The sequence below is a fragment of the Brucella pseudintermedia genome, from assembly GCF_008932435.1.
Taxonomy (GTDB): Bacteria; Pseudomonadota; Alphaproteobacteria; order Rhizobiales; family Rhizobiaceae; genus Brucella; species Brucella pseudintermedia.
On the sequence record NZ_WBWE01000009.1, the window covers coordinates 118,746 to 144,804 of the forward strand.

Genomic DNA, 26,059 nt, shown 5'->3' on the forward strand with positions numbered 1-26,059 from the left:
CGGAGCGTGAAAACAATCAGCGCGAAAGCGATACCGCCTGCCCGCCCGAGGTTTGCCCGTCGAAGCGGCTCTGTCCCGAAGAATAGAGCGAAGCGACAGTGCCGCCATTCGCATCATAGAGAACGAGCTGCTTGCCATTGACGGCCCAGGAAGCAAGATTGCCGAGTTCGCCGGGGCAACGCAGCGGACCAGCGCGGTAGCCCTGACCATATTTGGTCTGCGGCGTTGCGATCTTGCAGCTCTGGCCGCCGAGCGACGCGTTCCAGACACCGGCGACGGAGCCGGGTGTCAGATCGGGCGCGGAAGCCGGCGGCAGGCTTGCAACCTGCGTGCCGGGCTGCGCATTCGGGTTCGTGGTCGGGGCCGTCGGGAACTGCGAAGCATTGGGAGAAGAAAGATTGCCCTTTTGCACCGTGCCTGCCGGGGCGGCGGCAACTGGTGGAGGCGGGGGCGGGGGCGAAACCGTATCGAGATTGCCGAACCGGGAGCTCTGGCACCCGGCCAGGACAATGCCAGCCGCCGCGAGGCTGAGCAGACTTGCTTTCGAAATTCCCATCTGGTTCTCCATTTCCGCATTTCTCATCAGGGGTGGGGATGCCCCGGACTTCCCAGCGAAGCCCTGCAATGTGACAATATTGGACCGATAAAATGGCTATATGGTTAAAAAAGCAACACCAGCACCTGTCATTTTTTCCCTCCAAACCCTTCAACATCGCTTGAAAGGACCCAATAATCCTGAAACTGGGACAGGAAGGCCACAGTTTCTCCGATATTGAAAGCTGTTCTGGCGAAACGTACGGGCCGCAACTTTTCGCAATCGCATCCGGGTACTGGCAATTTGCGGGCTTTTCCGCCATATAGACCCTAATTGTCCCATAGGCTTCATGAGCATAAGCCGCAGGAAAACGGAACCACGATAGTTATGGCCACCAGGGCAGCCTTCGCCAAGATGAACGGGCTCGGCAATCAGATCATCGTTGCCGACATGCGCGGTCGCGCAGACCGGATCACGCCGGAAGCCGCGATCCGTCTTGCGGGCGACAGCGAAACCGCCTTCGATCAGATCATGGCGATCCACGATCCGCGCGTCGCGGGAACCGACAACTATATAGCGATCATCAATTGCGACGGCACGGAAGCACAGGCTTGCGGCAACGGCACGCGCTGCGTCGTGCAGGCGCTGGCCGCCGAAACCGGCAGGCAGCATTTCACCTTTGAGACCCGCGCCGGAATCCTGACCGCAACCGAACATGAAGACGGCCTGATTTCGGTCGACATGGGCAAGCCGAGCTTCGATTGGCAGGACATTCCGCTTGCCGAAGAATTTCGCGATACGCGCATGATCGAATTGCAGGTCGGTCCCATTGACGCGCCGGTGCTGCATTCGCCGTCGGTCGCCTCCATGGGCAACCCGCATGCCGTCTTCTGGGTCGACCGCGATATCTGGTCCTATGAGCTGGAAAAATTCGGGCCTCTTCTGGAACATCATCCGATATTCCCCGAACGCGCCAATATCTCCATTGCCCATGTCACCTCGCCAGAGACGATTGACCTGCGCACCTGGGAACGCGGTGCGGGCCTGACCCGCGCCTGCGGCTCCGCCGCCTGCGTCGCCGCCGTTTCGGCAGCGCGCACGCGCCGCACCGGGCGCACGGTCACCGTCAATGTTCCGGGCGGCCCTCTCCTGATCAAATGGCGCGACGACGATCATGTCATGATGACCGGCCCCGCCGAATGGGAATTTTCCGGCACGTTCGATCCCGCAACCGGCGAATGGAGCCGTGACGCCCAGACGGACAAGCCAATTGACAGGCCAACTGACAAGGGTGCAGCCTGATGTCGGTGGAAGTCGTAACTTTCGGATGCCGTCTCAACACCTATGAATCCGAGGTGATGAAGCGCGAGGCCGATGCCGCTGGACTGGGCGAATTGAAGGATGGCGCAATCATCTTTAATACCTGTGCCGTGACGGCGGAAGCCGTGCGCCAGGCACGTCAGGCGATCCGCAAGGCCCGCCGCGAAAATCCGGAAGCGCGCATCATCGTCACCGGCTGCGCCGCGCAGACCGAAGCCGACAATTTTGCCGCCATGGACGAAGTGGACCTCATTCTCGGCAATGAGGAAAAGCTGAAATCCAATTCCTACCGGATGCTGCCAGATTTCGGCGTCAACCAGTTCGAAAAGGTGCGCGTCAACGACATCATGGAAGTGCGCGAAACCGCGAGCCATATGGTCGACGCCATCGAGGGCCGCGCACGCGCTTTCGTGCAGGTGCAAAATGGCTGCGATCATCGCTGCACCTTCTGCATCATTCCCTATGGCCGCGGCAATTCGCGTTCCGTGCCGATGGGCGCGGTGGTGGATCAGGTCAAGCGTCTCGTCGGCAACGGCTATGCTGAAGTGGTGCTGACCGGCGTGGACATGACTTCCTACGGTCCCGACCTTCCCGGCAATCTTCGCCTCGGCAAGCTGGTGAAAACCGTGCTGGCACAAGTGCCGGATTTGCAGCGCCTGCGCCTGTCATCCATCGATTCCATCGAGGCCGATGACGATCTGATGGAGGCCATCGCCACTGAAAAGCGGCTGATGCCGCATCTGCACCTGTCGCTACAGGCGGGCGACGACATGATCCTGAAGCGCATGAAGCGCCGCCATCTGCGCGATGATTCGATCCGCTTCTGCGAAACGGTGCGTGGGCTTCGTCCCGATATCGTCTTCGGCGCGGATATCATCGCCGGTTTCCCGACCGAAACCGAGGAAATGTTCCAGAACTCGTTGAAGATCGTTGAGGAATGCGGGCTGTCCCACTTGCACGTCTTCCCCTACAGCGCACGCGAAGGCACGCCTGCCGCCCGCATGCCACAGGTGCGGCGCGAGATCGTCAAGGAACGCGCTGCCCGCCTGCGCGCTGAAGGCGACCGTGCTTATGAAAAGCACCTCGCTTCTCTCAATGGCACAGTTCAGCGCCTGCTGGTCGAGAAGGAAGGCATTGCACGCACGGAAGGCTTTACGCTGGCATCGGTGGACGGTGGCGCACCGGGCGAGATCATCGAACGTATCGTGACAGGGCATGACGGTGAGAAGCTTCTCACCCGCAAGGTCGAGCCACAGGCAGCATAAGAGAATCAGAAGCGACACAATGGCAATCGGTTTCATCAAGAAAATGTTCTCCTTCGGCAAGAAGGAGGTTGAGGAAAAGCCGGTCGAGCAACCAGCGACCGATGCCGTGGAAACGGCTTTGGAAACAAAGCTTCCTGAAGCTGCCGAAGCGCCCAAGGAAACCGAAAATTCTGTCGTTGAAGCGGTCGTTTCCGAACCGGAAGCGCCCGTGATCGCCAGTGAGCCTGAGCCGATTGAAGAGCCTGCCTCTGAAACGGTTGCGGAAGAAAAGGCAGAGCCGGAGCATCCGGTAGCCGAGATTGAAATCCCGATTGAACAGCCTCCAGTGATGGAGCCAATCGTGGTCGAGGCCCCTGCGCCAGAATCTATTGTCGAGCCTGTTGTCGGGCCCGAGCCGGAACCAGTTGCCGAGCCTGAACCGCCCGAAGTCGCAAAAGCTGCTGATGCACCCATTGTGGAGGAAGCGGTCGAACCCGCACGTCAGCCAGAGCCCGTGAAGCCGAAAAAGGTAAAAGTTACCAAGGCGGTCGAGGAAACGGCGGAGGAAGCGCCTGTCGAGATCGCACCGGAGCCAAAGCTTTCCTGGTTCGAGCGCCTGCGTCGCGGGCTTGCCCGCTCATCCAGTTCGCTCAGCGAATCCATCGGCGGCATTTTCACCAAGCGCAAGCTTGATGACGACACGTTGCAGGATCTCGAAGACGTGCTGATTCAGGCCGATCTCGGGCTTGAAACCGCCATGCGCGTTACCGACGCGCTTGCCTCGGGCCGCTACGGCAAGGACGTGACGGGTGAGGAAGTGCGCGCCATCATGGGCGCGGAAATCGAGAAAGTTCTGGGTCCGGTGGCCAAGCCGCTGGAGCTTGACCTGTCGCACAAGCCGCATGTGATCCTCGTCGTCGGCGTCAACGGCACCGGCAAGACCACGACAATCGGCAAGCTTGCCGCAAAGCTCACCGCGGGCGGCCTCAAGGTCATGCTGGCGGCTGGCGATACGTTCCGCGCTGCAGCCATCGAGCAGTTGCATATCTGGGGCGAGCGCACCGGCTCCCCGGTTGTCTCCTCCAAACTCGGCGCCGACGCGGCTGGCCTTGCCTATGATGCGTGGGAAAAGGCCAAGGAAGCGGGCAGCGACGTTCTCATCATCGATACGGCCGGACGCTTGCAGAACAAGGCCGAGCTGATGGACGAGCTCGCCAAGATCGTGCGCGTGCTGGGCAAGCACGACCCGGAAGCGCCGCATACGGTGCTGCAGACGCTTGACGCCACCACTGGCCAGAACGCGCTCAATCAGGTCGAGATTTTCAAGAATATCGCGGGCGTCAACGGCCTCGTCATGACCAAGCTTGACGGAACCGCGCGCGGCGGCATTCTGGTCGCGATTTCGGCCAAGCATAAATTGCCGATCTATTTCATCGGCGTCGGCGAAGGCGTCGACGATCTGGAACCCTTTGCGGCCAAGGATTTTGCCCGCGCCATCGCAGGAGTTGCCTGATGGAGCATCCCGTTTTCGAACGCGACCCGTCGCAGAAAAGCGAAGCCGAGCGCCGGGAAGTGCCGCCGCTCCTGAAGCTGGCGCTAGAGCTGGGACCGCTTCTGGTCTTCTTCTTCGCCAATGCGCGTGGAGAAAGCCTGATCGAGCACTTTCCGGTGCTGGCCTCCATCGGTGCGCCGATCTTTCTCGCCACCGCCCTGTTCATGGCCGCGACGGTGATTGCGCTTGCCATTTCATGGTCGATGACGCGCACACTGCCCATCATGCCGCTCGTTTCCGGCATCGTCGTGCTGGTGTTCGGCGCGCTGACGCTCTGGCTGCGCAACGACACTTTCATCAAGATGAAGCCCACCATCGTCAACACGCTGTTTGGCGTAATCCTGCTCGGCGGCCTCTTCTTCGGCAAATCCCTGCTCGGCTATGTGTTCGATTCGGCCTTCCGCCTCGATGCCGAGGGCTGGCGAAAGCTGACGCTGCGCTGGGGCCTGTTCTTCATCTTCCTCGCCGTGGTCAATGAAGTGGTCTGGCGAAATTTCTCGACCGATGCCTGGGTATCGTTCAAGGTCTGGGGCATTATGCCCATCACCATTGTCTTCACGCTTTTACAAATGCCGCTTATCCAGAAGCATTCACTGACGGAAGACAACAAGACTGCATAGCAACGGGAGGACAGGCACCATGAACGGGATCGCACCACGGCTTGAAATTGAACAGTTCATCTGCCGCAGCGATAATTACGGCGTCCTGATTCACGATCCCCAAAGTGCGCTGACCGCCACCATCGATGCGCCCGACGCGGCAGCAATCGAGGCCGCGCTGCAGCGGCGCGGCTGGACGCTCGATTTCGTCTTCACCACCCATCACCATCTCGACCATGTCGAGGGCAATGAAACGCTGAAGGCGAAATACGGTGTCAGCATCATCGGCCCAAAAGCCGAAGAAACGAAGATTCCCGGCATCGACCGGACCGTGCAGGACGGCGACGAGTTCACATTCGGCCTTTTCCGCGTGAAGGCCATTGCGACACCGGGCCATACCGCAGGCGAGGTTTCCTATTATCTGCCGGAAGCAAAGGCCGTCTTCACCGGCGACACGCTGTTCGCGCTTGGCTGCGGACGGCTGTTCGAGGGAACGCCGCTCACCATGTTCCAGTCGCTGCAGAAGCTAATTGCGCTTCCCGGCGACACGGCGGTCTATTGCGGCCATGAATATACCGAAAGCAATGCGCGTTTTGCGCTCACCATCGACCCGGCCAATTCCGCTCTCAAAGAGCGCGCCGCCGAGATTGCAAGGCTGCGTGCTGCCGATCGCATGACATTGCCGTCAAGCATCGCGCTGGAAATGGCGACTAACCCCTTCCTACGCTGGCATGATGCCGGCATTCGCAGCCGCCTCGGCTTGCAGGATGCGCCCGACGAGGCCGTTTTCGCCGAAATCCGCAAGCGCAAGGATATGTTCTGACATATGTTATTGCTATTTGAGAGCGCGAATCGTTCCATAGTTCGAGGATAGAAAAATGACGGTGTTTTCCCGTTTCAAGATTGCAGGCAGCGCCGTTTTCCTCGGCCTTTCACTTATCGCCCTGCCCGTTTCAACCGGCGTCGCGTTTGCCGACGACCTACTGCTCGACGTCGCACCGAAGCAGACGCCTGCCGAAATCAACAATTTCAAGCTCAGTGAAGATTTCCTGTCGCGCATGGAAAAGGTGCAGGAACAACTCGGCGGCATGGAACTCTCGGCGACGGAAGAGGAAGGACAGGATGCCACGCCGTCCTTCGACAAGATGGTGAAAAGCATCGAAACCCGCCCCCAGGTCGTGGAAGTGCTGAGAGCCCAGAACATCACGCCGTCCGACTATATTCTGGGTTATTTCGCCCTTATGAGCAGTCTTGCCGCGGCTGACGCCGAGAGCGAGCCGCAGCTGGTGGACGAATTAAAGGACATCAATCCCGAACATCTTGCCTTCGGCAAGCAATATAGCGAGCGCATCCGCGTCCTGATTGGAGAATGACATCAAAGTTCGGCGATGCGGACATATGGATTTTTTTTAAGCATATCTTATCGAGCCTCGCTTCACATCGGTCAGATCACAAACTCTTGCATATATTGACACAATATATTTTAGTTTATTACTATACTATTACAATTTTTGAAATGTATTTACCAATTTTTATTTGGAAATATCATAATTTCATTAATATAACGGATAAACTATCATAAAATAGACAAATTCTAAGCGATAATGCAAATTGCATTATTTATAAAAACTCTTAGTTTATAAATAATATATTAGTATACATTTACAAGGAAAATGCTATGTATTTTATTGATTATAATACGTATAGATCGATAAATAGTTTTAATTCCCGCGTTCGATTTCTTGTATTGCACTACACCGCTCAGAATTTTAAAGTTTCTATTGAGGAGTTAACAGGACAAGATGTTAGTTCTCACTATCTTGTTCCAGATCCAAAAGATCAAACATACATTGATGCAGGGTTTAAAGATATTAAAATATTCAATCTTGTCGATGAGGCACAGCGAGCGTGGCATGCCGGGTTAAGCGCTTGGAGCAATCGTGAAAATATCAATGACACTTCAATTGGTATTGAAATCGTCAACCTTGCCTCAGAAGAACATGGAAAGTTTACTTTCCCACCCTATGATTCGTCACAGATTAAAGCCGTGATACAGTTATGTGCTATTATCATACAGCGTTATCCAGAGATCACTCCAACGCATATTGTTGGACATTCTGATATTGCGATCGGACGGAAGAGCGATCCAGGTGCAGCTTTCCCTTGGGAAGACCTCTATAAAGCAGGCATCGGAGCATGGTATGACAATAGTATAAAGAAAAAATATATTGATAAATTTTCCAAACAAGGTCTTCCAAACCAGTCAGACATAGTTTCTAAATTGAAAACATACGGCTATAATGTCAAGGATGCATCAAGCCCGGATGGATATCAAAAGCTAATACGCGCTTTTCAACTTCATTTTCGTCAAAAAGACTATAGTGGAAAAGCTGACATTGAAACAGTAGCTATTCTTTATGCTTTGGTTGAGAAATATTTTGAAAAACAGAGCGCTATTGCATGATAATAGAGCATAAGCTTTGATAATACCAAAGCTCGATGCATTGCCCGCGTCGAGCTTTGGTACAAGTTACCTTCCGCAAGGCAGATTACTGTTTCAACAATCGCAATGCATTGATCGTCACGAGCACGGTTGCGCCTGTATCGGCCAGAATTGCAGGCCAGAGGCCGGTGATGCCCAGAACGGTGGTCACCAGAAAGACAGCCTTCAATCCAAGCGCAATGGCAATGTTCTGATGGATATTGCGCATGGTTCGCTTGGAAAGATCCACCATTTCCGCCACGTCGCCAACCCGTCCGTGCAGGACTGCTGCGTCAGCCGTCTCCAGCGCCACGTCGGTACCGCCGCCCATGGCGATGCCGATATCGGCGGCAGCCAGCGCTGGCGCATCGTTGATGCCATCGCCAATCTTGGCGACGATCAGCCCTTCCTTGCGCAATTCGCCGACGATACGCTGCTTGTCTTCCGGCAGAAGCTCGGCCCGCACCTCGATCCCGAGATCGCGTCCGACAGCTTCTGCGGTGCGGCGATTATCACCGGTCAGCATGACCGTGCGAATATTGGCGCTTTTCAGCTCCTGCAAACCGACAATGGCATCGGCGCGGGGTTCGTCACGCATGGCGATTGCACCGGCGATCTTGCCGTTGGCCACCAACACGGAAACCGTCTTCCCCTCGTCATTGCAGGCGGCAATGCGACCGGCCAATACATCGGGAATGGCGGCAATATCATTGGCCGCACGGCGCGACCCCAAAAAGAGGTCCTTCTCGCCGACCATACCCGATACACCCTTACCGCCATGGGCCTTGCCCTTGGTAACGGGGGAAGGTTTCAGGCCGCGCTGTTCGGCAGCACTGACGATCGCCAATGCCAGCGGATGGCTCGAGCCTGCATCCAGGGACGCGGCAAGGCGCAGCACCTCGTCCTCGGACAGATCGCCCGCAAGCACATCCGTCACCTTCGGCTTGCCTTCGGTCAGCGTCCCGGTCTTGTCGAAGCAGGCTGCTGTAATCTTGCCGATGGTTTCCAGCACCGCGCCGCCCTTCATGAGAAGGCCGCGCCGCGCACCCGACGAAAGAGCCGCTGCGATGGCGGCAGGCGTTGAGATGACCAGCGCGCAAGGGCAGCCGATCAGAAGGATCGCGAGACCCTTGTAGATCCATTCATTCCAGTCGGCACCCGCAACGAGCGGCGGCAGGATGGCGACGAGCGCCGCCACGACGACCACGCCCGGCGTGTAATAGGTGGAAAAACGATTGATAAAACGCTCGGTCGGGGCCTTGGCCTCTTGCGCTTCTTCCACCAGCCGCACGACCCGGGCGATGGTGTTGTCCTGCGCGGCGGCTGTGACCCGCACCCGCAGCACACCGTCGCCATTGATCGTGCCTGCAAAAACCATGTCGCCTTCAGCCTTGCCGACCGGCGCGCTTTCGCCGGTGACAGGCGCTTCATCGACAGCGCTTTCGCCCGTCAGGATTTCGCCATCGGCAGGCATACGGTCGCCCGGGCGGACTGAAATTACGTCGCCGACAGCCAGACTGTTGGCGGCAACTTCCGAAGTCGTCCCGTTTTTCTCAAGGAATGCGGTCTTCGGCACCAGTGCGGTGAGGGATTGAATGCTGGCGCGCGCCTTACCGGCGGCAACGCCTTCCAGAAGCTCACCGACGAGGAACAGGAACACAACGGCGGCGGCTTCCTCGGTCGCGCCGATGAACATCGCGCCGATGGCGGCAATCGTCATCAGCATCTCGATGGAAAACGGCGTGCCGTTGATGGCAGCCATATAGGCGCGCTTGGCAATCGGCAGGAGGCCGATCAGCATTGCCGCCGTAAACGCCCATAACTCAATCGCCGGATAGAGATGCCCGGCAATATAGGCCGCGACCAGCCCGCCGCCACAGGCCAGCATCATCTGGCCCTTTTTCGAGCGCCACCACGGCACAGGCTTTCTCGGCGCGCTCGCCTTCGGGGCGGAACCGGCGGCGGCGGCTTTTCCGGCAAGCGTGGTCTTGTAGCCGAGCGCCGTCACCTTGGCCGCGATTTCATCGCTCTTCGCTGTTCCGTCGTGATTGACGTTCATCGCACCGTTGGTCACCGAGACAGACACGTCCGTCACGCCCGGCAAGCGGCGCACGGCGGTATCGATCTTGGCCGCGCAGGAGGCGCAATCCATGCCGTCGACCTGAAAGCGGAAACTGTTGGCCGTCACGGCAATCTCTTTGCCGTGGGCTTCATGATCGTGATCACGGTGACCGTGGTCGCCGCCGTACGCACTATGGTCGTGGTCGTGGTCGTGGTCGTGGTCGTGGTGAGAATGATCGTGCGAATGCTCATGCTTCGTCAGTTTTTTTTCCTTTGCGGCCTTGTCCGGGGCGATGAGCTCCGCGCCATATCCGAGGCTGCGGACCTTGCCTGCGATCTTGTCGGGATCGCTTGTTCCATCGTGGCTGACGGTCATCATGCCTGTCGTAACCGACACCGACACATCCTCAATGCCGCCTACCCGCCGCACAGCCGTATCGATCTTGGCTGCGCAGGAGGCGCAATCCATGCCGTCGATGCGAAAGCGAATCTGGTTCTGTGTTTCACTCATGATCTGCTCTTTTCAGCACTGCTCTTGAATTATGTTGAGCAAGGTCTACATCCGCTAGTGACTAGAGGAGCAAGCGCAAAATGATCACAAATGTAGCAATCGGCGAAGCATCGAAGGCTAGCGGCGTGAAGGTGCCGACAATCCGCTATTATGAGCAGATCGGCCTTCTGCCGGTGCCGCCGCGCACGGAAGGCAATCGCCGCCTTTATGACCGCAACGATGTGCAGCGGCTCGTTTTCATCCGTCACGCCCGCGATCTCGGTTTCGAAGTGGATGCCATCCGCACGCTTCTCGATCTTCAGGACAATCCCGACCAGTCATGCGCGGCAGCCGATGCCATCGCACGCGCGCGCCTGAGCGATGTGGAGCACCGCATCGCAAAACTGCTCTCGCTCAAGACGGAATTGCAGCGCATGCTGGAATGCACGGCCCATGGCCGCATCGACCAGTGCCGCGTGATCGAAATCCTCGGCAACCACGAGGAATGCGCGCATCACACGCACTGAGCTGTGAACGGAGCCCAGACCGTCAGTTCACCTTGGAAAAGCGGGTAGCCTGGATCTTGAGCGTGCCGATCTGCGTGCCGATCCGCGCCACCACGGGCGCATAGATGCCGGAATTACCAAGCGAGGCGAAGGAAATCGTCATCCGGCTGCGATTGCTGAGGTAATCGATGGCCTTCTTGCCCTTCTGATAACCGGAAATCGGGATGAATTTCGCCGAGCAGATGACCGATTCGCCGGTAAAGCCATCGGTCGTGAACGATTCGGTACCGTTGAAGGAAAGCCTGATCTCCGCACGGGTCTGGCCGTCGAAGACGCTCAGCGAACGATCGCAGACTGCGCGGCCATTCTTTGCCGGTATCATGAGCGCGCTCAGCGGATCGCTGACATTCTGCAGGTCCTGCGGCGAGGTTTCCACCCAGGGGTCGCGCTTTTTCACTGGAGGCTGGTTTTCAGCCGAGACCACATTGCCATTGGCGAAGCGAATGGTAGTGCTCTTGTTCTTGCGGCCATGCTTATAGGCCAGATCGAAGCTCTTCGGCACGACCTTGCCGCTGACGGCGCTGCCGGTAACGTGAACGGTGCCGTCCGTATCATCGAACACCCGCGCCAGACCGGAAGTCAGAAACCGGCCATTGAGATTGTAATTCGCGCCATTGACCGTAGTTTCTATAGCGGATCGTGCAATGGAAAGCCCGAAAATGGAAATATCGTACTCGGTCCGGTAGAGATCGTCGGCTCTGGCTGGTCCACTCGCAATCGCCGACCCGGCAATCACGAGTCCCGCAAGGGTCGGGACGATGCAACGCGCCAGACGGTTTCGAGCAGTTTTCAACGCATGCGACGTTTCGATCATGTTCGACATTCCTTCCGCCAGCTTTTCCAATATCGGTTTTCAACCACATTGGAACGCCGAAAAGTTGCGTGGGATTCTTCGATACAGTATCTGTGCAACAGGCAAAACCGGCGAAGTTATGATTGCAAGCTTTCGTGAAGACCATGCGAAAGCCGGAAAACCGCGTCTTTGCGCGATGGATACGGAATCTCACTTGACTGCAACGGCTGCTGTCACTATAGAAACGCGACTTTCCCAATAGGCCGCCTGTCCGAGATCGCGCGCCAGCAGCATCAAACTGCGTTGATTGCTTGAATTCGGACATTCGGGTCGGGGCCTGAAAAGAACGTAATTGAAGGTGAGACCAAAATGTCCCGCGCTTGTGAATTGACCGGCAAGTCGGTCCAGTACGGCAACAATGTCAGCCACGCGAACAACAAGACGCGTCGCCGCTTTCTGCCGAACCTCTGCAATGTTACGCTGATCTCCGAAACGCTCGGCCAGAGCTATCGTCTGCGCGTCTCCGCCAACGCCCTGCGTTCGGTTGAGCATCGCGGCGGTCTCGATGCGTTCCTCGTCAAGTCTGACGACAAGGAACTCTCGCAGCGCGCTCGCCTGCTGAAGCGCCAGATCGCCAAGAAGCAGGCTGAAGCAGCTGCTGCCTAAGCTTTCGGCCAAATGATTTGACAAAAAAGGCCGGCTTCTGTCGGCCTTTTTTGCTGGTTCCATCACCCAGGATAAAAAAATGTCAATCGAGACACGTTCTTATTCCCGGCTTATGCCTGCGATACTGGCCATGTGCGTGGCGGTTGCCGCGTCGAACATACTTGTCCAATATCCGTTCCAGCATTTCGGCCTCGGGGAAGTGCTGACCTACGGTGCCTTCACCTATCCTGTCGCCTTTCTGGTCAATGACCTGACGAATCGCCGCTTCGGCCCTGCCGCGGCGCGTAAAGTGGTCTATGCCGGTTTCGTACTGGGCGTCGTGATGTCGATCTGGCTGGCAACCCCGCGCATCGCGATTGCCTCGGGCTCCGCTTTCCTCTTCGCACAGCTGATGGACATTACTGTCTTCGACCGCCTGCGCCGCAAGACCTGGTGGAAGGCTCCCTTTGCCGCCGCCATGTTCGGCTCGGTGCTCGATACGATTCTGTTCTTCTCGATTGCCTTCGCAGCCGGATTTGCGTGGATCGACACGCTCACGGGAATGCCCGATTCGTCGCTTGTCGAACCGGCGTCCTTCCTCGGCCTCGGCGTGCCGCTCTGGGCTTCGCTCGCCTTCGGCGACTTTTTCGTGAAGGTCATCATGGGAACGCTGATGCTCATTCCCTATGGAGCAATCCTCGCCGTCTTCGCCCCGGCGCTTTACGCCCCAAATCGGATTACAGCGGAGAAGCCATAAGAAATGGGCCCGCTGGCCCCTTCAGGCTGCTGACAAACCTCCCGGCAGGGTCAAAATGACCTCAGATTCACGGAACGTCACAGATTCAAAACGTGAACAAATTGGAATCAAGCCCCTCATTTTTGACTGCCGCCAAAATCGAGGGGTTTGTAATCAATCTGAAGGGGTCCGGCGGCCCCTTTTATTTTATCGCCGACCAGCGCGCCGTCTGCCCTCGCCCGAAGCCGCAGCACCCTGCTCCTCGAACAGCGAGGCAAGCTGCTCGGTCATGGCGCCCGCCAGTTCCTCCGCATCGACGATGGTGACGGCGCGCTGATAATAACGCGTGACGTCATGGCCGATGCCGATGGCGATCAGTTCCACCGGCGAACGCGTCTCGATTTCCTCGATCACAGCGCGCAGGTGCCGCTCCAGATAGTTGCCGGGATTAACGGAGAGCGTCGAGTCGTCGACCGGCGCACCATCCGAAATCATCATCAGAATTTTGCGCTGCTCAGGCCGGCCCAGCAACCGCTGATGCGCCCAGATCAGCGCCTCGCCATCGATGTTTTCCTTCAACAGCCCTTCGCGCATCATCAGGCCGAGATTGCGCCGCGAACGCCGCCACGGCGCATCGGCGCTCTTGTAGACGATATGGCGCAGATCGTTAAGGCGGCCCGGATTGGCGGGCTTGCCGCGTCCAAGCCACGCTTCGCGCGACTGGCCACCCTTCCATGCCTTGGTGGTGAAGCCCAGAATTTCTACCTTCACGCCGCAGCGTTCTAGCGTACGGGCGAGAATATCGGCACAGGTCGCGGCAACCGTGATCGGGCGGCCGCGCATGGAGCCGGAATTGTCCAGCACCAGCGTCACGACCGTATCGCGGAAATCCGTATCGCGCTCCTGCTTGTAGGAAAGGGGCTGCGTCGGATCAATGACAATGCGCACTAGACGCGCCGAATCGAGATAGCCCTCTTCCAGATCGAAATCCCACGAGCGGTTCTGCTGCGCCATCAGGCGGCGCTGCAAGCGGTTGGCGAGACGCCCCACCACGCCCTGCAGATTGGCCAGTTGCTTGTCGAGGAAGCCGCGCAGACGATCGAGTTCCGCCTCATCGCAAAGATCGGTGGCTTCGACCTCTTCATCGAACTCGCGCGTGAAGACCTTGTAGTCGACATGCTCGGCAAAATTGGCGAAAGGCTGGTTCGGACGGCGCGTATCGCCCGGCGTTTCCGCGTCAATATCCTCGCTGTCGTCCATGTCGTCAGCGGAAGCATCGGCGGCATCCATTTCGCCCTGCTCGCCTTCGTCGCTCGAATCGTCGGATTCCTCGCTTTCAGCAGAATCGGAACCTTCCTGGCTCTCGTCGCCGCCTTCCTCGTTCTCGTCGGAATCCGGCGTCTGCTCGTCGTTCTGTTCTTCCTCGTCGCTCGGTTCTTCCTGCGACAGCTCTTCCGCCATATCCATGGAGGCCAGCATGTCACGAACCGTGCGCGCAAAAGCCTGCTGATCTTCGAGATTATCGCCAAGCCGTGCAATGTCGGCGGCGGCCTTCTGCTCAATCCAGTCGCGCCACAGTTCCAGCACTTGGCCTGCTTCCGCAGGAGCGGCCCGACCGGTCAGCTTTTCCCGCAGCAGAAGCGACACGGCCTCCTCAAGCGGCGCGTCCTCCTTGGCGGTGACGGCAGAGAAATTGGCTTTCGAATATTTGTCGGCCAGCATGGTGGAGAGGTTATCCGCCATGCCTGCCATGGCGCGCGCGCCGATGGCTTCGACACGCGCCTGCTCAACCGCGTCGTAGATCGCACGCGCCTGCTTGCCTTCCGGGGCAAGGCTGGCGTGAATGCGCGGATTGTGGCGCGCCTGGCGCAGCGCCATGGAATCGCCAAGACCGCGCGTGACGGCGATATCATGCGCGGTCGGACGCTTCGGCAGGTCGGGAAGGCGGGCGCGATTGGCGCTCAAGGCCGGGCGATCATTGGTGAACGCCACTTCCAGCTCATGCTCGCCGGAAATGGCGCGGACGCAAGCCGTTAGAGCGCGCTTGAACGGTTCGGAATCCACCGGTCCCGGTTTCCGCTCGCGCGAATTATCGCCTATTGCTGATTTCTGGCCCGACATATGCCCATCCTGACTTCGCTTTCAGGCAAGGGCGAAACCTATCGCCCCCGCATCAGACAGTGCGCTGCCGCCGGACCTGATCAGGCGGCAGGCTTCTTCCGCATCAAGCGAGAACGATATTGGCTGCCGATTCCGGCAGTTCCACGCCGAAAGCGCGCTGATAGAATTCAGCCACCGTCGCGCGTTCCAGTTCGTCGCACTTGTTGAGGAAGGTCAGGCGGAAGGCAAAGCCGATATCATTGCCGAAAATGGCAGCATTTTCAGCCCAGGTAATGACGGTACGCGGGCTCATGACGGTCGAAAGATCGCCGTTGATGAAAGCCTGGCGGGTCATGTCGGCAACGCGCACCATCTTGTTCACGGTCTCGCGGCCTTCGGCATTCTGATAATGCTTGGCCTTGGCCAGAACGATGGCCACCTCGTTATCGTGCGGCAGATAGTTCAGCGTCGTCACGATGGACCAGCGGTCCATCTGGGCCTGGTTGATCTGCTGAGTGCCGTGATAGAGGCCGGTCGTATCGCCCAGACCGACGGTGTTGGCGGTCGCGAACAGGCGGAAGGCCGGATGCGGGCGGATAACACGGCTCTGGTCGAGGAGCGTCAGGCGGCCCGAGGATTCCAGAACGCGCTGAATGACGAACATCACGTCCGGGCGGCCGGCGTCGTATTCGTCGAACACCAGCGCCACATTGTGCTGATAGGCCCAGGGCAGGATGCCGTCCTTGAACTCGGTAACCTGCACGCCTTCCTTGACCACGATGGCGTCCTTGCCGACGAGATCGATACGGCTGACATGGCTGTCGAGGTTGACGCGCACGCAAGGCCAGTTGAGGCGGGCCGCGACCTGCTCGATATGGGTCGATTTGCCGGTGCCGTGATAGCCCGAAACCATCACGCGGCGGTTGTAGGCAAAGCCTGCGAGAATCGCGAGCGTCGTCTGACGGTCGAAAAGATAATCCGGATCAAGCTCCGGCACATAGGAATCGCCCGCCGCATAGGCCGGCACCGTCATGTCGGAGTCGATCCCGAACACTTCGCGTACCGAAACCGTCGTATCCGGCAAATTGGCTATATCCCGCTCAACCTTGTTCATCATGCCTCCAGAGCGGCAGGCAGCGACCGGCCGCGTATTGATACCGGCAAGCTGCCGACCGGCAACTTTCATCCGCGGGCATGTTTTTCCGGCGAGCCGGACGGTATGCCCCTTCCGTAATTCGTTGCGGGCATCCGTGCTTGCATCCACGCATCGGCGCGGCAGAAGAATGTCCGTCGGAGCCGTCGGCGACAACTCCATAGCCAGCCTTTCAGTCCCAAACAGGCTTTAGCAAAAACCTGCCTGCTTGAGCAATTGATAAGCCTGAATAACATCGCGAAATCTCTCTTCCGATCCGCGATCACCACCGTTCGCATCCGGGTGGTGCTGTTTTACCAGTTCTTTATAGCGCGCCTTGATCTTATCGCCAGTCGAATTTGGTTCAAGACCGAGTGTGGCGAGCGCCTTGATCTCCAGCGTGCGCGGTTTGCGCTGCGCCTTCTGGCCCGGCGCATGACCCTTGGCTTCCTTGAAAAGGTTGAAGGGGTCGCGAATGCGGTTGTGATAGGAGGCCGAACCGGAACGCATCTTCGCCATGTCGGGCGAGGTGCGTGCATTGGCCGTCGAATTTGCCGCCGTCGACCAGGTCGGGCGATGACCGGTTATCGCATCCTTCTGGAATTTCGCGATATCGCCATCGGAAAGTCCGGAGAAATAATTGAAATTCTTATTATATTCCCGCACATGGTCGATGCAGAAGCGGAAATATTCGCCTTCACGCATCCGCCCCACCGGCGCGCGATGCGTGCCCGGTTTGTCGCAACCGTCCCATTGGCAGCAGGGTGCCGAAGACTTCGCTTCAGCGGTCTTCTTGGGCTTGATGCGGATACTGTCGAAAAATTTTGAGTTCGTTGTCATCGAATCGAATTATGCGGATTATCAGTTGCTGAACAAGAATTGACATTTCGTCCGGTCGGGCTTTTGGCCATTTCAACTGGGCGAAATTTTGAAGCAGAGCGCTTTCCTGTGCGGATTTGCCCCACCTTTTGCCACCGAAGCAACGTTATATGAGGCACAGCGTCTATATGGGGAGAAGTGGCTCAAATGTCCATTCACAATAGCAAACAAAGCGCGATGGAAGCGAAACTGACCAAGGCTTTTGCTCCCGAACGGCTTGAAGTCATCAATGAAAGCCATCTCCACGCCGGGCATCACCATGAAGATCGCGGTCATCACGAAGTCTATGACGGCACCGGCGAAACGCATTTCCGCATCCGCATCGTTGCCGAGGCTTTTGCCGGAATGAGCCGCATCGAGCGTCACCGCTCCATCAATGCACTGCTGAAGGAAGAGCTGGAGAGCGGTGTCCACGCGCTGGCGATTGAGCCTTCGGCTCCCGGCGAAGCCACGCGTCGCTGAATTATCCTGTCAGCGGGGCAGCGCCGCAACAATCGGGGCCGGTTTCCCGTCGGCGTCGAGCGGCACGATGCGCAAGCGCGTCAGGCGGTTCTTTTCCTTCTTGAGCACGGAAAACCGTTTCCCGTAAAAGGTGAAAGCCTGCTTTACTTCTGGGATCGTCTGGGTCTCATGAATGACCAGACCGGCAATAGTGGTCGCTTCTTCATCCGGCAAATGCCAGTCGAGCGCGCGATTGATATCGCGAATCGGCAATGAACCGTCGACAATCACCGAGCCGTCCGGCTGCAGGCGAACGCCCTGCATGTCGATATCGTGCTCGTCGGCAATATCGCCGACGATCTCTTCGAGAATGTCCTCCAGCGTCACCAGTCCCTGCACGTCGCCATATTCATCGACGACGATGGCGATATGTGCCTTGCGACGGAGGAAGGCGTCGAGCTGATCCTGCAACGTCGTCGTGTCGGGCACGAACCACGGCTTGCGCGCGACCTTCATGATGTCGATGCGGGTGAAATCATTGTCGACATCGTAGAGCGCGCGCAGCAGGTCCTTGGTGTGGATGATCCCGACAATATTGTCGATATCGTCGCGCCAGAGCGGCATGCGCGTGTGCGGGCTCGCCAGGATATCGCGCACGATCTCTTCCGCCGCGGCATCGGCATTGACAGTGCCCATCGAGGTCCGGTGCACCATCACGTCGCTGACTTCCAGTTCCTTGAGGTCAAGGAGGCCGCCCAGCTGGTCGCGGTCTTCCTTGATGAGCGACTTGTCGCGATGCAGCACCTCCACCGCGCCGCGCAGTTCCTCCTGCGGGCTCAGCATGGAACGGCCTGCCGCCAGATTGACGCCGCAGAGCTTGAGAATCGCGCGCACGATCCAGTTCACGGCACTGGAAATCGGACCGAGGATCAGGACGACAAGCGATACGCCGCGCGCAACCGCCAGCGAAAAACGGTCGGGACCGGAAATCGCCCAGGATTTCGGCAGCACTTCAGCGAAGATGACCAGAATGATCGTCATCGCCAGTGTGGCATAGGCGACGCCCGCATCGCCGAATAGGTTCAAAAAGATGCTGGTGGCAATCGAGGAAGCCAGAATATTGGCGAGGTTGTTGCCGATCAGAAGCGCGCCGATCAGCCGGTCGCGGCGGCTGATAAGGCGTTGGACCAGCCCGGCCCGCTCGTCGCCATTATGTTCGAGCGTAAGCATGCGGGCCCGTGACGCGGCGGTCAGCGCCGTTTCGGAGCCTGAGAAAAACGCCGAGAGAATGACGCAGAGCAGGATGATGCCGCACATGACCCAGAGCCCAAAAGCCATTCGCCTTGTCCTCTTATTTGGTATCTAGTGGATTTTTCGAATTTGACATTTGAAACAGCATCTAATTCAGTCGGAATTCAAACGTCAATTCAATCCACTAGACGGTCTTTCAGAAATTCCAGCACGGCCGTCGGCGGTACGTCCTTTGCAATGAAGGACTGGCCAATGCCGCGCGTCAGGATGAAGGTCAGCGCGCCGCGCGCCACTTTCTTGTCCTGCGCAATATAATCCATCAGTTTTTCTGCCGGTGGCAATCCGCCCGGCACATCCGACAGCCGATGGGGCAGGCCGACAGCCTTCAGATGCGCTTCGACGCGCTCCGCCTCCTCGATGCCGCAGAGGTTCATCTTGACCGAGAAGCGATGCGCCAGCGCCATGCCGATGGCGACGCCCTCGCCATGCACGAGGCGGGTCGAATCGTAACCGGTTGCCGTTTCCAGCGCATGGCCGAACGTATGGCCGAGATTGAGAAGCGCACGGTCGCCGGTTTCGCGCTCGTCACGGGCCACGACCGCCGCCTTGCAACGGCAGGATTCAGCGATAGCTTCTATCCGCGCCGCGCCGCCTGAAAAAACTTCCTGCCAGTTCCTTTCCAGCCATCCGAAGAAGTCCGGGCGGTCGATCAGGCCATATTTCGCAACTTCGGCATAACCGGCGCGAAACTCACGTGGGCTCAGCGTATCGAGCACATCCGTATCGGCCAGCACAAGTTGCGGCTGATAGAAAACGCCGACGAGGTTCTTGCCGTGGGCGGTGTTGATGCCGGTCTTGCCCCCGACGGAGGAATCCACCTGCGACAGCAGCGAGGTCGGCATCTGTACGAAATTCATGCCGCGCCGCACGATCCCGGCAACGAAGCCGGAAAGATCGCCGACCACGCCGCCGCCAAATGCCACCACCGCATCGCCGCGTTCCAGTCGCGCCGCCAGGACGGCATTGGTTACGGTTTCCAGCGTGGAAAAGGATTTTGATTTCTCTCCCGCCGCAACGATCACCGGCGTCACATCGATACCGGCCCTGACGAAGCTTTCGGTCAGGCGCTCAAGATGGGCCTTGGCGACATTTTCGTCTGTCACCACAGCCACGCGCACGCCTCTGAGGCGCTTCGCTATTTCCTCGCCCGCACGGTCAACCAGTCCCTTGCCGATGAGGATATCATAGGAGCGGTCGCCAAGCGACACGGGAACGGTGGTGACACCGGCGATGGAAGGCGCGTTCATGCGTAGTCTCCAATACATGCGAGGACATTACCGGTTCTGTCGGTTTGACAGCCCTTAAGCCTCTGATCTTTCGAGATGTCCGGCCAGAACATCGAGCAGTTCGGCGGCGATCACTTCCTTCTTGTCGTCACGCGTCATTAGCTGGAGATCGGCCAGCGCATAGACGGGATAACGCTCATTCATCAGTCGCAGCATGACGCCGCGCGGATCGCTGTTTTTCAAAAGCGGGCGGTTCTGGCGGCGCGAGACCCGCTCCATCAGAATATCGATTTCCGCATTGAGCCAGATAGAAACGCCGGCACGCGCAATTGCGGCGCGCGTTTCGGCGTTCATATAGGCTCCGCCGCCGGTTGCCAGAACCATCGGCCCGTCTTCAAGCAGTCGCATGATGACGCGGCGTTCAAGATCACGGAACTCGACCTCGCCATAGGCTTCGAACAGTTCGGGAATGGTCATGCGCGAAACCGCTTCGATCTCCGTATCGGCATCGCGAAACGGCAATCCGAGAAGGCTTGCCGCCTTGCGCCCGACGGTGGATTTTCCCGCGCCCATCAGCCCCACAAGCACCACGACTTTTGAACCGAGCAGATCGCGGATCAGCGCCGCTTTCTCATGTAGATTGTTTTGTTTTGCCGTACTGCCCATTGTCCTCGTCCATTTGCTCTGGTTCCACATGAAAAACGGGACGACGTCAATTGCTTTGATCGTTTTGAAGGCGTGCAGAACCGGAAGTGCGGCTTTTTTTGCGGGATTGGACAGTTGTTCCCTCTTTCGTCGGCCTCCTTGCTTTCGTCCAAATGCCACAGCATAAGGGATGAATGCCAACGCTGACGCGCCTCGTCACCTTTCTCGCCCTTGCCATCGCCATCGTCTATGGCGCGATGTATGCGCTTGCCAATTTCGTGGAGCCCGCCACGCGCGAGATCACCGTCGAAATACCGGCTTCGAAGCTGAAACCGGTCACGATTGCGCCTCCATCAGCCCCCGCAGCCGAGCCTGCCGCGGCAGAAACCGCCGGTACGGACACTCAATCGTCACAGACATCACAGGAGTGACGATGCGCGCATCGCTGGCGATCGAGAATTTTCTGGAAATGATGAGCGCCGAACGCGGAGCGGCGGAAAACACGCTTGAATCCTACCGGCGCGATCTTGAAGCGGTGGCGGATGTGCTGGCAGCCCGCGGCGTCAATCTCACGGAGGCCGGGCCGGACCATATCCGCAGCGCCATCGATGCCATGGCGACGGAAGGCTTTGCCGCCACCTCGCAGGCCCGGCGCCTGTCGGCGCTGCGCCAGTTCTTCCGCTTTCTCTATTCGGAAGGCTATCGACAGGACGACCCCACCGGCACCGTCGACGCGCCCAAAAAGCAAAAGCCGCTGCCCAAGATCATGAGCGTCGAAAACGTTACCCGGCTCCTCGACCGGGCGGTGCTTGAAGCCGATAAGCCCGGCGAACCGGCTGATCGCATCAAGGCGCTGCGCCTTCATGCGCTTCTCGAAACACTTTATGCCACTGGGCTTCGCGTCTCGGAACTTGTGGGCCTGCCCGTCACCGTCGCGCGCACTGACCATCGTTTTCTGCTGGTGCGCGGCAAGGGTTCCAAGGAACGCATGGTTCCGCTTTCGCCCAAGGCGCGCGAAGCGCTGCAGCGCTTTCTGACTTTGCGGGATTCCTTGCCCGGCAGCGACGATAATCCATGGCTGTTTCCGGCTTTTTCGGAAAGCGGCCATCTGGCGCGCCAGGTTTTCGCCCGCGAGTTGAAAGGGCTTGCTGCGCGAGCAGGCTTGTCGGCAGCCGCCATCTCGCCGCACGTACTTCGTCATGCCTTTGCCAGCCACCTGCTGCAGAACGGCGCCGATCTGCGCACCGTGCAGCAATTGCTCGGCCATGCCGACATTTCCACCACCCAGATTTATACGCATGTGCTTGAGGAAAGACTGCATAAGCTTGTCAGCGAGCATCATCCGCTTGCCGATTAGCCATTGTGCGGCTATGAGAAAATCGAAAATTTGCAAGATGAGCCCGCAGTGAATATGTAAGGCGCCGTAAATCAGCCTTTTTGAGGCTGCCTTTAAAGCGGCACATCCCTTTGTAAAACGCACGAACAGTCAGGCCCGATGTACAACTATCTCGACTTTGAAAAACCCGTCGCCGACCTTGAAGGCCAGATTCTTGAGCTGAAAAAGCTCGCGCAGGAACAGGGCAGCGTCGAGATGAGCGACGAGATTCGTCGCCTCGAGAAGCGTTCAGCCGACGCGCTGAAGGACATCTACCGCAAGCTGACCCCATGGCAGAAGGCGCTGATCGCCCGCCATCCAGACCGTCCGCACTGCCTGGAATATATCGACCGGCTATTCACCGAATTCACCCCGCTTGCCGGTGACCGCAAATTCGCCAATGATGAAGCCATTCAGGCCGGTTTCGGCCGTTTCAACGGTCAGGCAGTCGCGATCATCGGACAGGAAAAGGGTTCCGATACCAAGACGCGCCTCAAGCACAATTTCGGCTCGGCCCGTCCGGAAGGCTACCGCAAGGCCGTCCGCATCATGGAAATGGCCGACCGCTTCCAACTGCCGCTCATCACCTTTGTCGATACGGCAGGCGCCTATCCGGGCGTCAGCGCCGAGGAACGCGGCCAGGCAGAAGCCATCGCCCGCTCGACGGCAGAGTGCCTCAAGCTGCGCGTCCCGGTCATCTCGATCATCATCGGTGAAGGCGGCTCTGGCGGTGCGATTGCAATCGCCGTTGCAAACCGCGTCTACATGCTTGAGCATTCGATCTATTCGGTGATCTCGCCTGAGGGCGCTGCCTCCATCCTCTGGCATGATTCGACCCGCGCCAAGGATGCTGCCTCCAACATGCGCATCACCGCGCAGGACCTCTTCGATCTCAAGATCATCGACGGCATCATTCCCGAACCGATGGGCGGCGCGCATCGCGGCAAGGAAGCCGTGATCGACGCCACCGGCGACATCATCGCCGCATCACTGCGTTCAATGAAGGATATTGACGGCGAAACGCTGAAGCAGGAACGCCGCCAGAAGTTCCTCGAGATCGGTCGCAACATCTGATTCTCACCGTCACTGATCGATAGTTCATCTGGAAAGTTCTGCGTTTTCCGGATTTGCATCATGCTGGAAATTCGGCCATATTGCCGACGCGCCGGGTTTTAGCTATCTGAGCAAGGTTTTATAAACGATACCGTAAGGTTTCGTTTATAGGATCGGACCTTCAGGAAATCGACTTTTGCTCATAAAGTCTCTGGCGTAGCTCTAACAGACTTGATGCGACATGAAGATCAGAACCGCAATTCTAGGCTCCTTACTGGCAACCGCGCTCCTCGCCGGCTGCCAGGGTTCGTCCGTATCCGACCTGAGCCTCAGGGCTGAAAAGCCGCTTCCGGAAAAGATCGTAGCCAAGATGAAGGCGAAGGGCATGACCCGCACCTCGCCGATCATGGTACGCATCTTTAAAGAGGAAGGCATTCTCGAAGTCTGGAAGCAGAAGAACAACGGCAAATACGACCAGATCGCTTCCTATGAAATCTGCAAATGGTCGGGCAAGCTCGGTCCCAAATATATCGAGGGCGACCGCCAGGCGCCGGAAGGTTTCTACACCGTCCGTCCGTCCCAGATGAACCCCAACTCGAATTACTATCTTGCTTTCAACATCGGCTTTCCGAATGCTTATGACCGCGCCAATGGCCGCACGGGCCAGCACCTGATGGTGCATGGCGCATGTTCGTCATCGGGCTGTTATTCGATGACCGACGAACAGGTCGCCGAGATTTACGCCTTCGGACGCGACGCCTTCAAGGGCGGCCAGCGCGACTTCCAGATTCAGGCGTTCCCCTTCCGCATGACCGCCGCCAACATGGCGCGCTACAGGAACGATCCGAATTATTCGTTCTGGAAGATGCTGAAGCAGGGCTACGACGCGTTTGAGACCACCAAGGTTCCACCCAAGGTCGATGTCTGCGAGAAGCGTTACGTCTTCAACGTATCCACGCCCGACGGTCAGCCGCTTTCGCCGACTGATGCCTGCCCACCCTCTGTTGGCAGCGAGGCCATGTCCTATGCGTCTTACGAAAAGACCTATCAGTCCGCTTTCAGCGCTGCGCAGAAGGCACCGGCACCGTCCATTCAGGGCATTGCCGAAGCCGAGCTCGTCTCTGCCTGGTCTGCCGCCCGCGCGCGCGGCGAAAAGGTGACGCGCGAGCCGCCATCGCTTTCCCCGGCTTCCGCTGAAAAGGCGGGCGCGCCGGACATTCGCCCGGCAACGCCATCCGTACAGCCGACAGCCATTGCTGCAACGCCGCAGCCGTCTGCCGCTCCGGCTCAGCCGACGACGCAGACCGCACCCGTGCCCGCACCGCAGCCAAACCCGGCAGCGTCTGCACAAGCCGCCGCTCCGCAAGTCTCCCCAATGACGACCGCCAGTACAATGACGCAGAATGCCGAACAAACGGCACCTGTCGCGGCCGCGGAACCGAAAAAGCCGTGGTGGAAGATCATCGGGAATTGATAGCCCGGCAGGAGGACATTCCTGTCTACGACCTGAGGGGGCTTAAATGCCCCCTTCCGGTTTTGAAAACCCGCAATCGTCTGGAAAAAATGCCGAGCGGAGCGCTTCTCTGGGTGGAAGCGACCGATCCGCTGTCAGGCATAGACGTGCCGCATTTCTGCACGCAGGAAGGCCACGCCCTCATCGCGCAGCAGCGAGAAGGCACGCTGCAACGCTTTCTCATTCGCAAGAAGTAAGTATCAATTCCGGGGCGAAAAACCGGGAATAGCCAGCGGATTTTCGGTCAGCGCGGCACGGTCCGGCCTGTCCAGCGCCGGGCGTCCCAAAAACGCGTCGAAAAGTTCACGCACATAGGTTTCCGGCAGATCCTTTACGATCATTACCAGAAGCGTCTCATGCTTGTCCTGCGGCCACTGTGGCAGGCGTGCGGGCGGGTGGAAAATCTTCTGCACCCCGTGGATGACCACCGGACGGTCCGGGTCTTCCTCAATCTGCACAATGCCCTTCACCCGCAAAAGCTTCTCGCCATGCGTCGAACGCAGAAGATCGAGGAACATCTCGAAGGTTGACAGCGGGATCGGCGCGTCGTGACGCAGCGAGAAGGAGCGGATCGCATCGTCATGGTGATGATGATGCGCGTGGCCCTGATTGTGACGGTGATCATGTTGATGATGGTCGTGATCGCAATCCGGCCCGCACACATGGTCATGACCATGATGCTCATCCTCATAGGCTTCCGCCCTCAGCCAGCGCTGAACATCCGCCGATTTTGTTTCCGGGTTATAAAGCCCGCATTCGAAAAGCGCGGCGTAGCCTGTGCGCTGCTCAGACGCCTCCAGAATATCCGCGCCAGGATTGAGCGCATGGAGACGCGCCTTCAACGCCGCCAATCCTGCCTGCGCTTCCGGCAGATCGGTTTTGGTCAGCACGATGCGGTCGGCCATTGCCACCTGCTTGACGGCTTCCTCGTGGTTGTCGAGCGTCGCCATGCCGTTGACGGCGTCCACCGTGGCCAGAACCCCATCAAGCCTGAAAGCCTGCATGAGCACTGGATGTCCCATGATCGAATGCAGCAGCGGCGCCGGGTCAGCAAGACCGGTGGTTTCGATGATGACGCGCTTCAGCGCCTTGATGCGTCCGGTCTGGAGGCGGTCAATAAGGTCAGCGAGCGTATCGACCAGCTCGCCGCGCACCGTGCAGCACAAGCAGCCGTCGGCAAGCTCGATCACGCCCTCGCTCGCCTGCTCGACCAGCAGATGATCGATGCTGACCTCGCCGAATTCATTGATGATGACCGCCGTATCGCATAGCGCCGGGTCTTTCAGAAGCCGGTTGAGAAGCGTGGTCTTGCCTGAACCGAGAAAGCCGGTCAGCACGGAAACGGGAATGGGATTTCGCAT

Annotated in this window: 26 protein-coding genes; 16 read left to right on the forward strand and 10 right to left on the reverse strand. The window is 58.4% G+C overall.

Going from position 1 to position 26,059, the window contains the following annotated elements; all coding sequences use genetic code 11:
• Positions 1-16: 16 nt before the first annotated feature.
• Positions 17-556: a protease inhibitor Inh/omp19 family protein gene (locus tag F9K78_RS13115; RefSeq protein WP_121984953.1), complete on the reverse strand. Its 540-nt coding sequence runs from the start codon at positions 554-556 to the stop codon at positions 17-19.
• Positions 557-922: 366 nt separating this feature from the next.
• Here F9K78_RS13115 and dapF point away from each other — a divergent pair, with 366 nt between their 5' ends.
• The 7 genes from dapF (at position 923) to F9K78_RS13150 (ending at position 7,714) form a co-directional block, all read left to right on the forward strand.
• Positions 923-1,837 carry a diaminopimelate epimerase gene (gene dapF / locus F9K78_RS13120; RefSeq protein ID WP_121984954.1) on the forward strand — a complete coding sequence of 305 codons (915 nt, stop codon included), beginning with the start codon at positions 923-925 and terminating at the stop codon, positions 1,835-1,837.
• On the forward strand, positions 1,837-3,120 hold the full coding sequence (gene mtaB, locus F9K78_RS13125) for a tRNA (N(6)-L-threonylcarbamoyladenosine(37)-C(2))-methylthiotransferase MtaB (RefSeq protein ID WP_121984955.1): 1,284 nt from the start codon (positions 1,837-1,839) through the stop codon (positions 3,118-3,120). Before dapF ends, mtaB begins: the two co-directional genes overlap by 1 nt.
• Before the next feature lie 19 nt (positions 3,121-3,139).
• Positions 3,140-4,612: a signal recognition particle-docking protein FtsY gene (ftsY, locus tag F9K78_RS13130; RefSeq protein ID WP_121984956.1), complete on the forward strand. Its 1,473-nt coding sequence runs from the start codon at positions 3,140-3,142 to the stop codon at positions 4,610-4,612.
• Positions 4,612-5,271, forward strand: coding sequence for a septation protein A (locus F9K78_RS13135; protein WP_121984957.1), 660 nt, complete (start codon positions 4,612-4,614; stop codon positions 5,269-5,271). The genes ftsY and F9K78_RS13135 overlap by 1 nt, the downstream gene beginning before the upstream one ends.
• Positions 5,272-5,290: 19 nt before the next feature.
• Positions 5,291-6,073 (forward strand): hydroxyacylglutathione hydrolase, encoded by a 783-nt coding sequence (gloB, locus tag F9K78_RS13140; protein ID WP_121984958.1) that lies wholly within the window; start codon positions 5,291-5,293, stop codon positions 6,071-6,073.
• Positions 6,074-6,128: 55 nt separating this feature from the next.
• Entirely contained in the window at positions 6,129-6,623 is a 495-nt protein-coding gene (locus F9K78_RS13145) for a hypothetical protein (protein ID WP_121984959.1), read from the forward strand.
• A gap of 305 nt (positions 6,624-6,928) precedes the next feature.
• A complete protein-coding gene (locus tag F9K78_RS13150) occupies positions 6,929-7,714 on the forward strand; it encodes an N-acetylmuramoyl-L-alanine amidase (protein WP_121984960.1) in 786 nt (261 codons plus the stop codon).
• 85 nt (positions 7,715-7,799) lie between these two features.
• Here F9K78_RS13150 and F9K78_RS13155 read toward each other — a convergent pair whose 3' ends face one another.
• Positions 7,800-10,304: a heavy metal translocating P-type ATPase gene (locus F9K78_RS13155; protein ID WP_151682231.1), complete on the reverse strand. Its 2,505-nt coding sequence runs from the start codon at positions 10,302-10,304 to the stop codon at positions 7,800-7,802.
• An 80-nt stretch (positions 10,305-10,384) separates the two neighbouring features.
• Here F9K78_RS13155 and F9K78_RS13160 point away from each other — a divergent pair, with 80 nt between their 5' ends.
• A complete protein-coding gene (locus F9K78_RS13160) occupies positions 10,385-10,810 on the forward strand; it encodes a MerR family transcriptional regulator (protein ID WP_121981172.1) in 426 nt (141 codons plus the stop codon).
• 22 nt (positions 10,811-10,832) lie between these two features.
• On the opposite strand, the gene F9K78_RS13165 is transcribed toward F9K78_RS13160, so the two are convergent.
• Entirely contained in the window at positions 10,833-11,663 is an 831-nt protein-coding gene (locus F9K78_RS13165) for a DUF3108 domain-containing protein (protein ID WP_121985007.1), read from the reverse strand.
• A gap of 348 nt (positions 11,664-12,011) precedes the next feature.
• Here F9K78_RS13165 and rpmB point away from each other — a divergent pair, with 348 nt between their 5' ends.
• Positions 12,012-12,308 (forward strand): 50S ribosomal protein L28, encoded by a 297-nt coding sequence (gene rpmB, locus F9K78_RS13170; protein ID WP_112586719.1) that lies wholly within the window; start codon positions 12,012-12,014, stop codon positions 12,306-12,308.
• A 79-nt stretch (positions 12,309-12,387) separates the two neighbouring features.
• Positions 12,388-13,044 (forward strand): queuosine precursor transporter, encoded by a 657-nt coding sequence (locus F9K78_RS13175; RefSeq protein WP_121984962.1) that lies wholly within the window; start codon positions 12,388-12,390, stop codon positions 13,042-13,044.
• A gap of 186 nt (positions 13,045-13,230) precedes the next feature.
• On the opposite strand, the gene cobT is transcribed toward F9K78_RS13175, so the two are convergent.
• The 3 genes from cobT to F9K78_RS13190 form a co-directional block, all read right to left on the reverse strand.
• Positions 13,231-15,144: a cobaltochelatase subunit CobT gene (cobT, locus tag F9K78_RS13180; RefSeq protein WP_121984963.1), complete on the reverse strand. Its 1,914-nt coding sequence runs from the start codon at positions 15,142-15,144 to the stop codon at positions 13,231-13,233.
• A gap of 103 nt (positions 15,145-15,247) precedes the next feature.
• On the reverse strand, positions 15,248-16,237 hold the full coding sequence (gene cobS / locus F9K78_RS13185; RefSeq protein ID WP_121985008.1) for a cobaltochelatase subunit CobS: 990 nt from the start codon (positions 16,235-16,237) through the stop codon (positions 15,248-15,250).
• Positions 16,238-16,465: 228 nt separating this feature from the next.
• Positions 16,466-17,095 (reverse strand): J domain-containing protein, encoded by a 630-nt coding sequence (locus F9K78_RS13190; protein ID WP_121984964.1) that lies wholly within the window; start codon positions 17,093-17,095, stop codon positions 16,466-16,468.
• Between the two features lie 186 nt (positions 17,096-17,281).
• On the opposite strand from F9K78_RS13190, the gene F9K78_RS13200 reads away from it, so the two are divergent.
• Positions 17,282-17,596, forward strand: coding sequence for a BolA family protein (locus tag F9K78_RS13200; protein ID WP_121984965.1), 315 nt, complete (start codon positions 17,282-17,284; stop codon positions 17,594-17,596).
• A 9-nt stretch (positions 17,597-17,605) separates the two neighbouring features.
• Here F9K78_RS13200 and F9K78_RS13205 read toward each other — a convergent pair whose 3' ends face one another.
• From F9K78_RS13205 to F9K78_RS13215, 3 genes are all read right to left on the reverse strand, one after another.
• Positions 17,606-18,913 carry an HlyC/CorC family transporter gene (locus tag F9K78_RS13205; protein WP_121984966.1) on the reverse strand — a complete coding sequence of 436 codons (1,308 nt, stop codon included), beginning with the start codon at positions 18,911-18,913 and terminating at the stop codon, positions 17,606-17,608.
• A gap of 89 nt (positions 18,914-19,002) precedes the next feature.
• Complete coding sequence (gene aroB, locus F9K78_RS13210; protein ID WP_151682232.1) at positions 19,003-20,133, reverse strand: 3-dehydroquinate synthase; 1,131 nt, start codon at positions 20,131-20,133, stop codon at positions 19,003-19,005.
• A gap of 54 nt (positions 20,134-20,187) precedes the next feature.
• Complete coding sequence (locus F9K78_RS13215; RefSeq protein ID WP_121981395.1) at positions 20,188-20,778, reverse strand: shikimate kinase; 591 nt, start codon at positions 20,776-20,778, stop codon at positions 20,188-20,190.
• 173 nt (positions 20,779-20,951) lie between these two features.
• Between F9K78_RS13215 and F9K78_RS13220 the strand changes: the two genes are divergently transcribed.
• The 5 genes from F9K78_RS13220 (at position 20,952) to F9K78_RS13240 (ending at position 24,895) form a co-directional block, all read left to right on the forward strand.
• Positions 20,952-21,188, forward strand: a complete 237-nt coding sequence (locus F9K78_RS13220) for a hypothetical protein (protein ID WP_121984968.1) — start codon at positions 20,952-20,954, stop codon at positions 21,186-21,188.
• Between the two features lie 2 nt (positions 21,189-21,190).
• Positions 21,191-22,114: a site-specific tyrosine recombinase XerD gene (gene xerD, locus F9K78_RS13225; RefSeq protein WP_121984969.1), complete on the forward strand. Its 924-nt coding sequence runs from the start codon at positions 21,191-21,193 to the stop codon at positions 22,112-22,114.
• A 138-nt stretch (positions 22,115-22,252) separates the two neighbouring features.
• Positions 22,253-23,206: an acetyl-CoA carboxylase carboxyltransferase subunit alpha gene (locus tag F9K78_RS13230; RefSeq protein ID WP_121981181.1), complete on the forward strand. Its 954-nt coding sequence runs from the start codon at positions 22,253-22,255 to the stop codon at positions 23,204-23,206.
• A 220-nt stretch (positions 23,207-23,426) separates the two neighbouring features.
• Positions 23,427-24,659 (forward strand): L,D-transpeptidase family protein, encoded by a 1,233-nt coding sequence (locus F9K78_RS13235; RefSeq protein ID WP_121984970.1) that lies wholly within the window; start codon positions 23,427-23,429, stop codon positions 24,657-24,659.
• Complete coding sequence (locus F9K78_RS13240) at positions 24,638-24,895, forward strand: sulfurtransferase TusA family protein (RefSeq protein WP_235925423.1); 258 nt, start codon at positions 24,638-24,640, stop codon at positions 24,893-24,895. Before F9K78_RS13235 ends, F9K78_RS13240 begins: the two co-directional genes overlap by 22 nt.
• Positions 24,896-24,898: 3 nt before the next feature.
• Here the strand turns inward: F9K78_RS13240 and F9K78_RS13245 are convergent, their stop codons facing one another.
• Positions 24,899-26,059, reverse strand: a complete 1,161-nt coding sequence (locus F9K78_RS13245) for a CobW family GTP-binding protein (protein ID WP_121984971.1) — start codon at positions 26,057-26,059, stop codon at positions 24,899-24,901.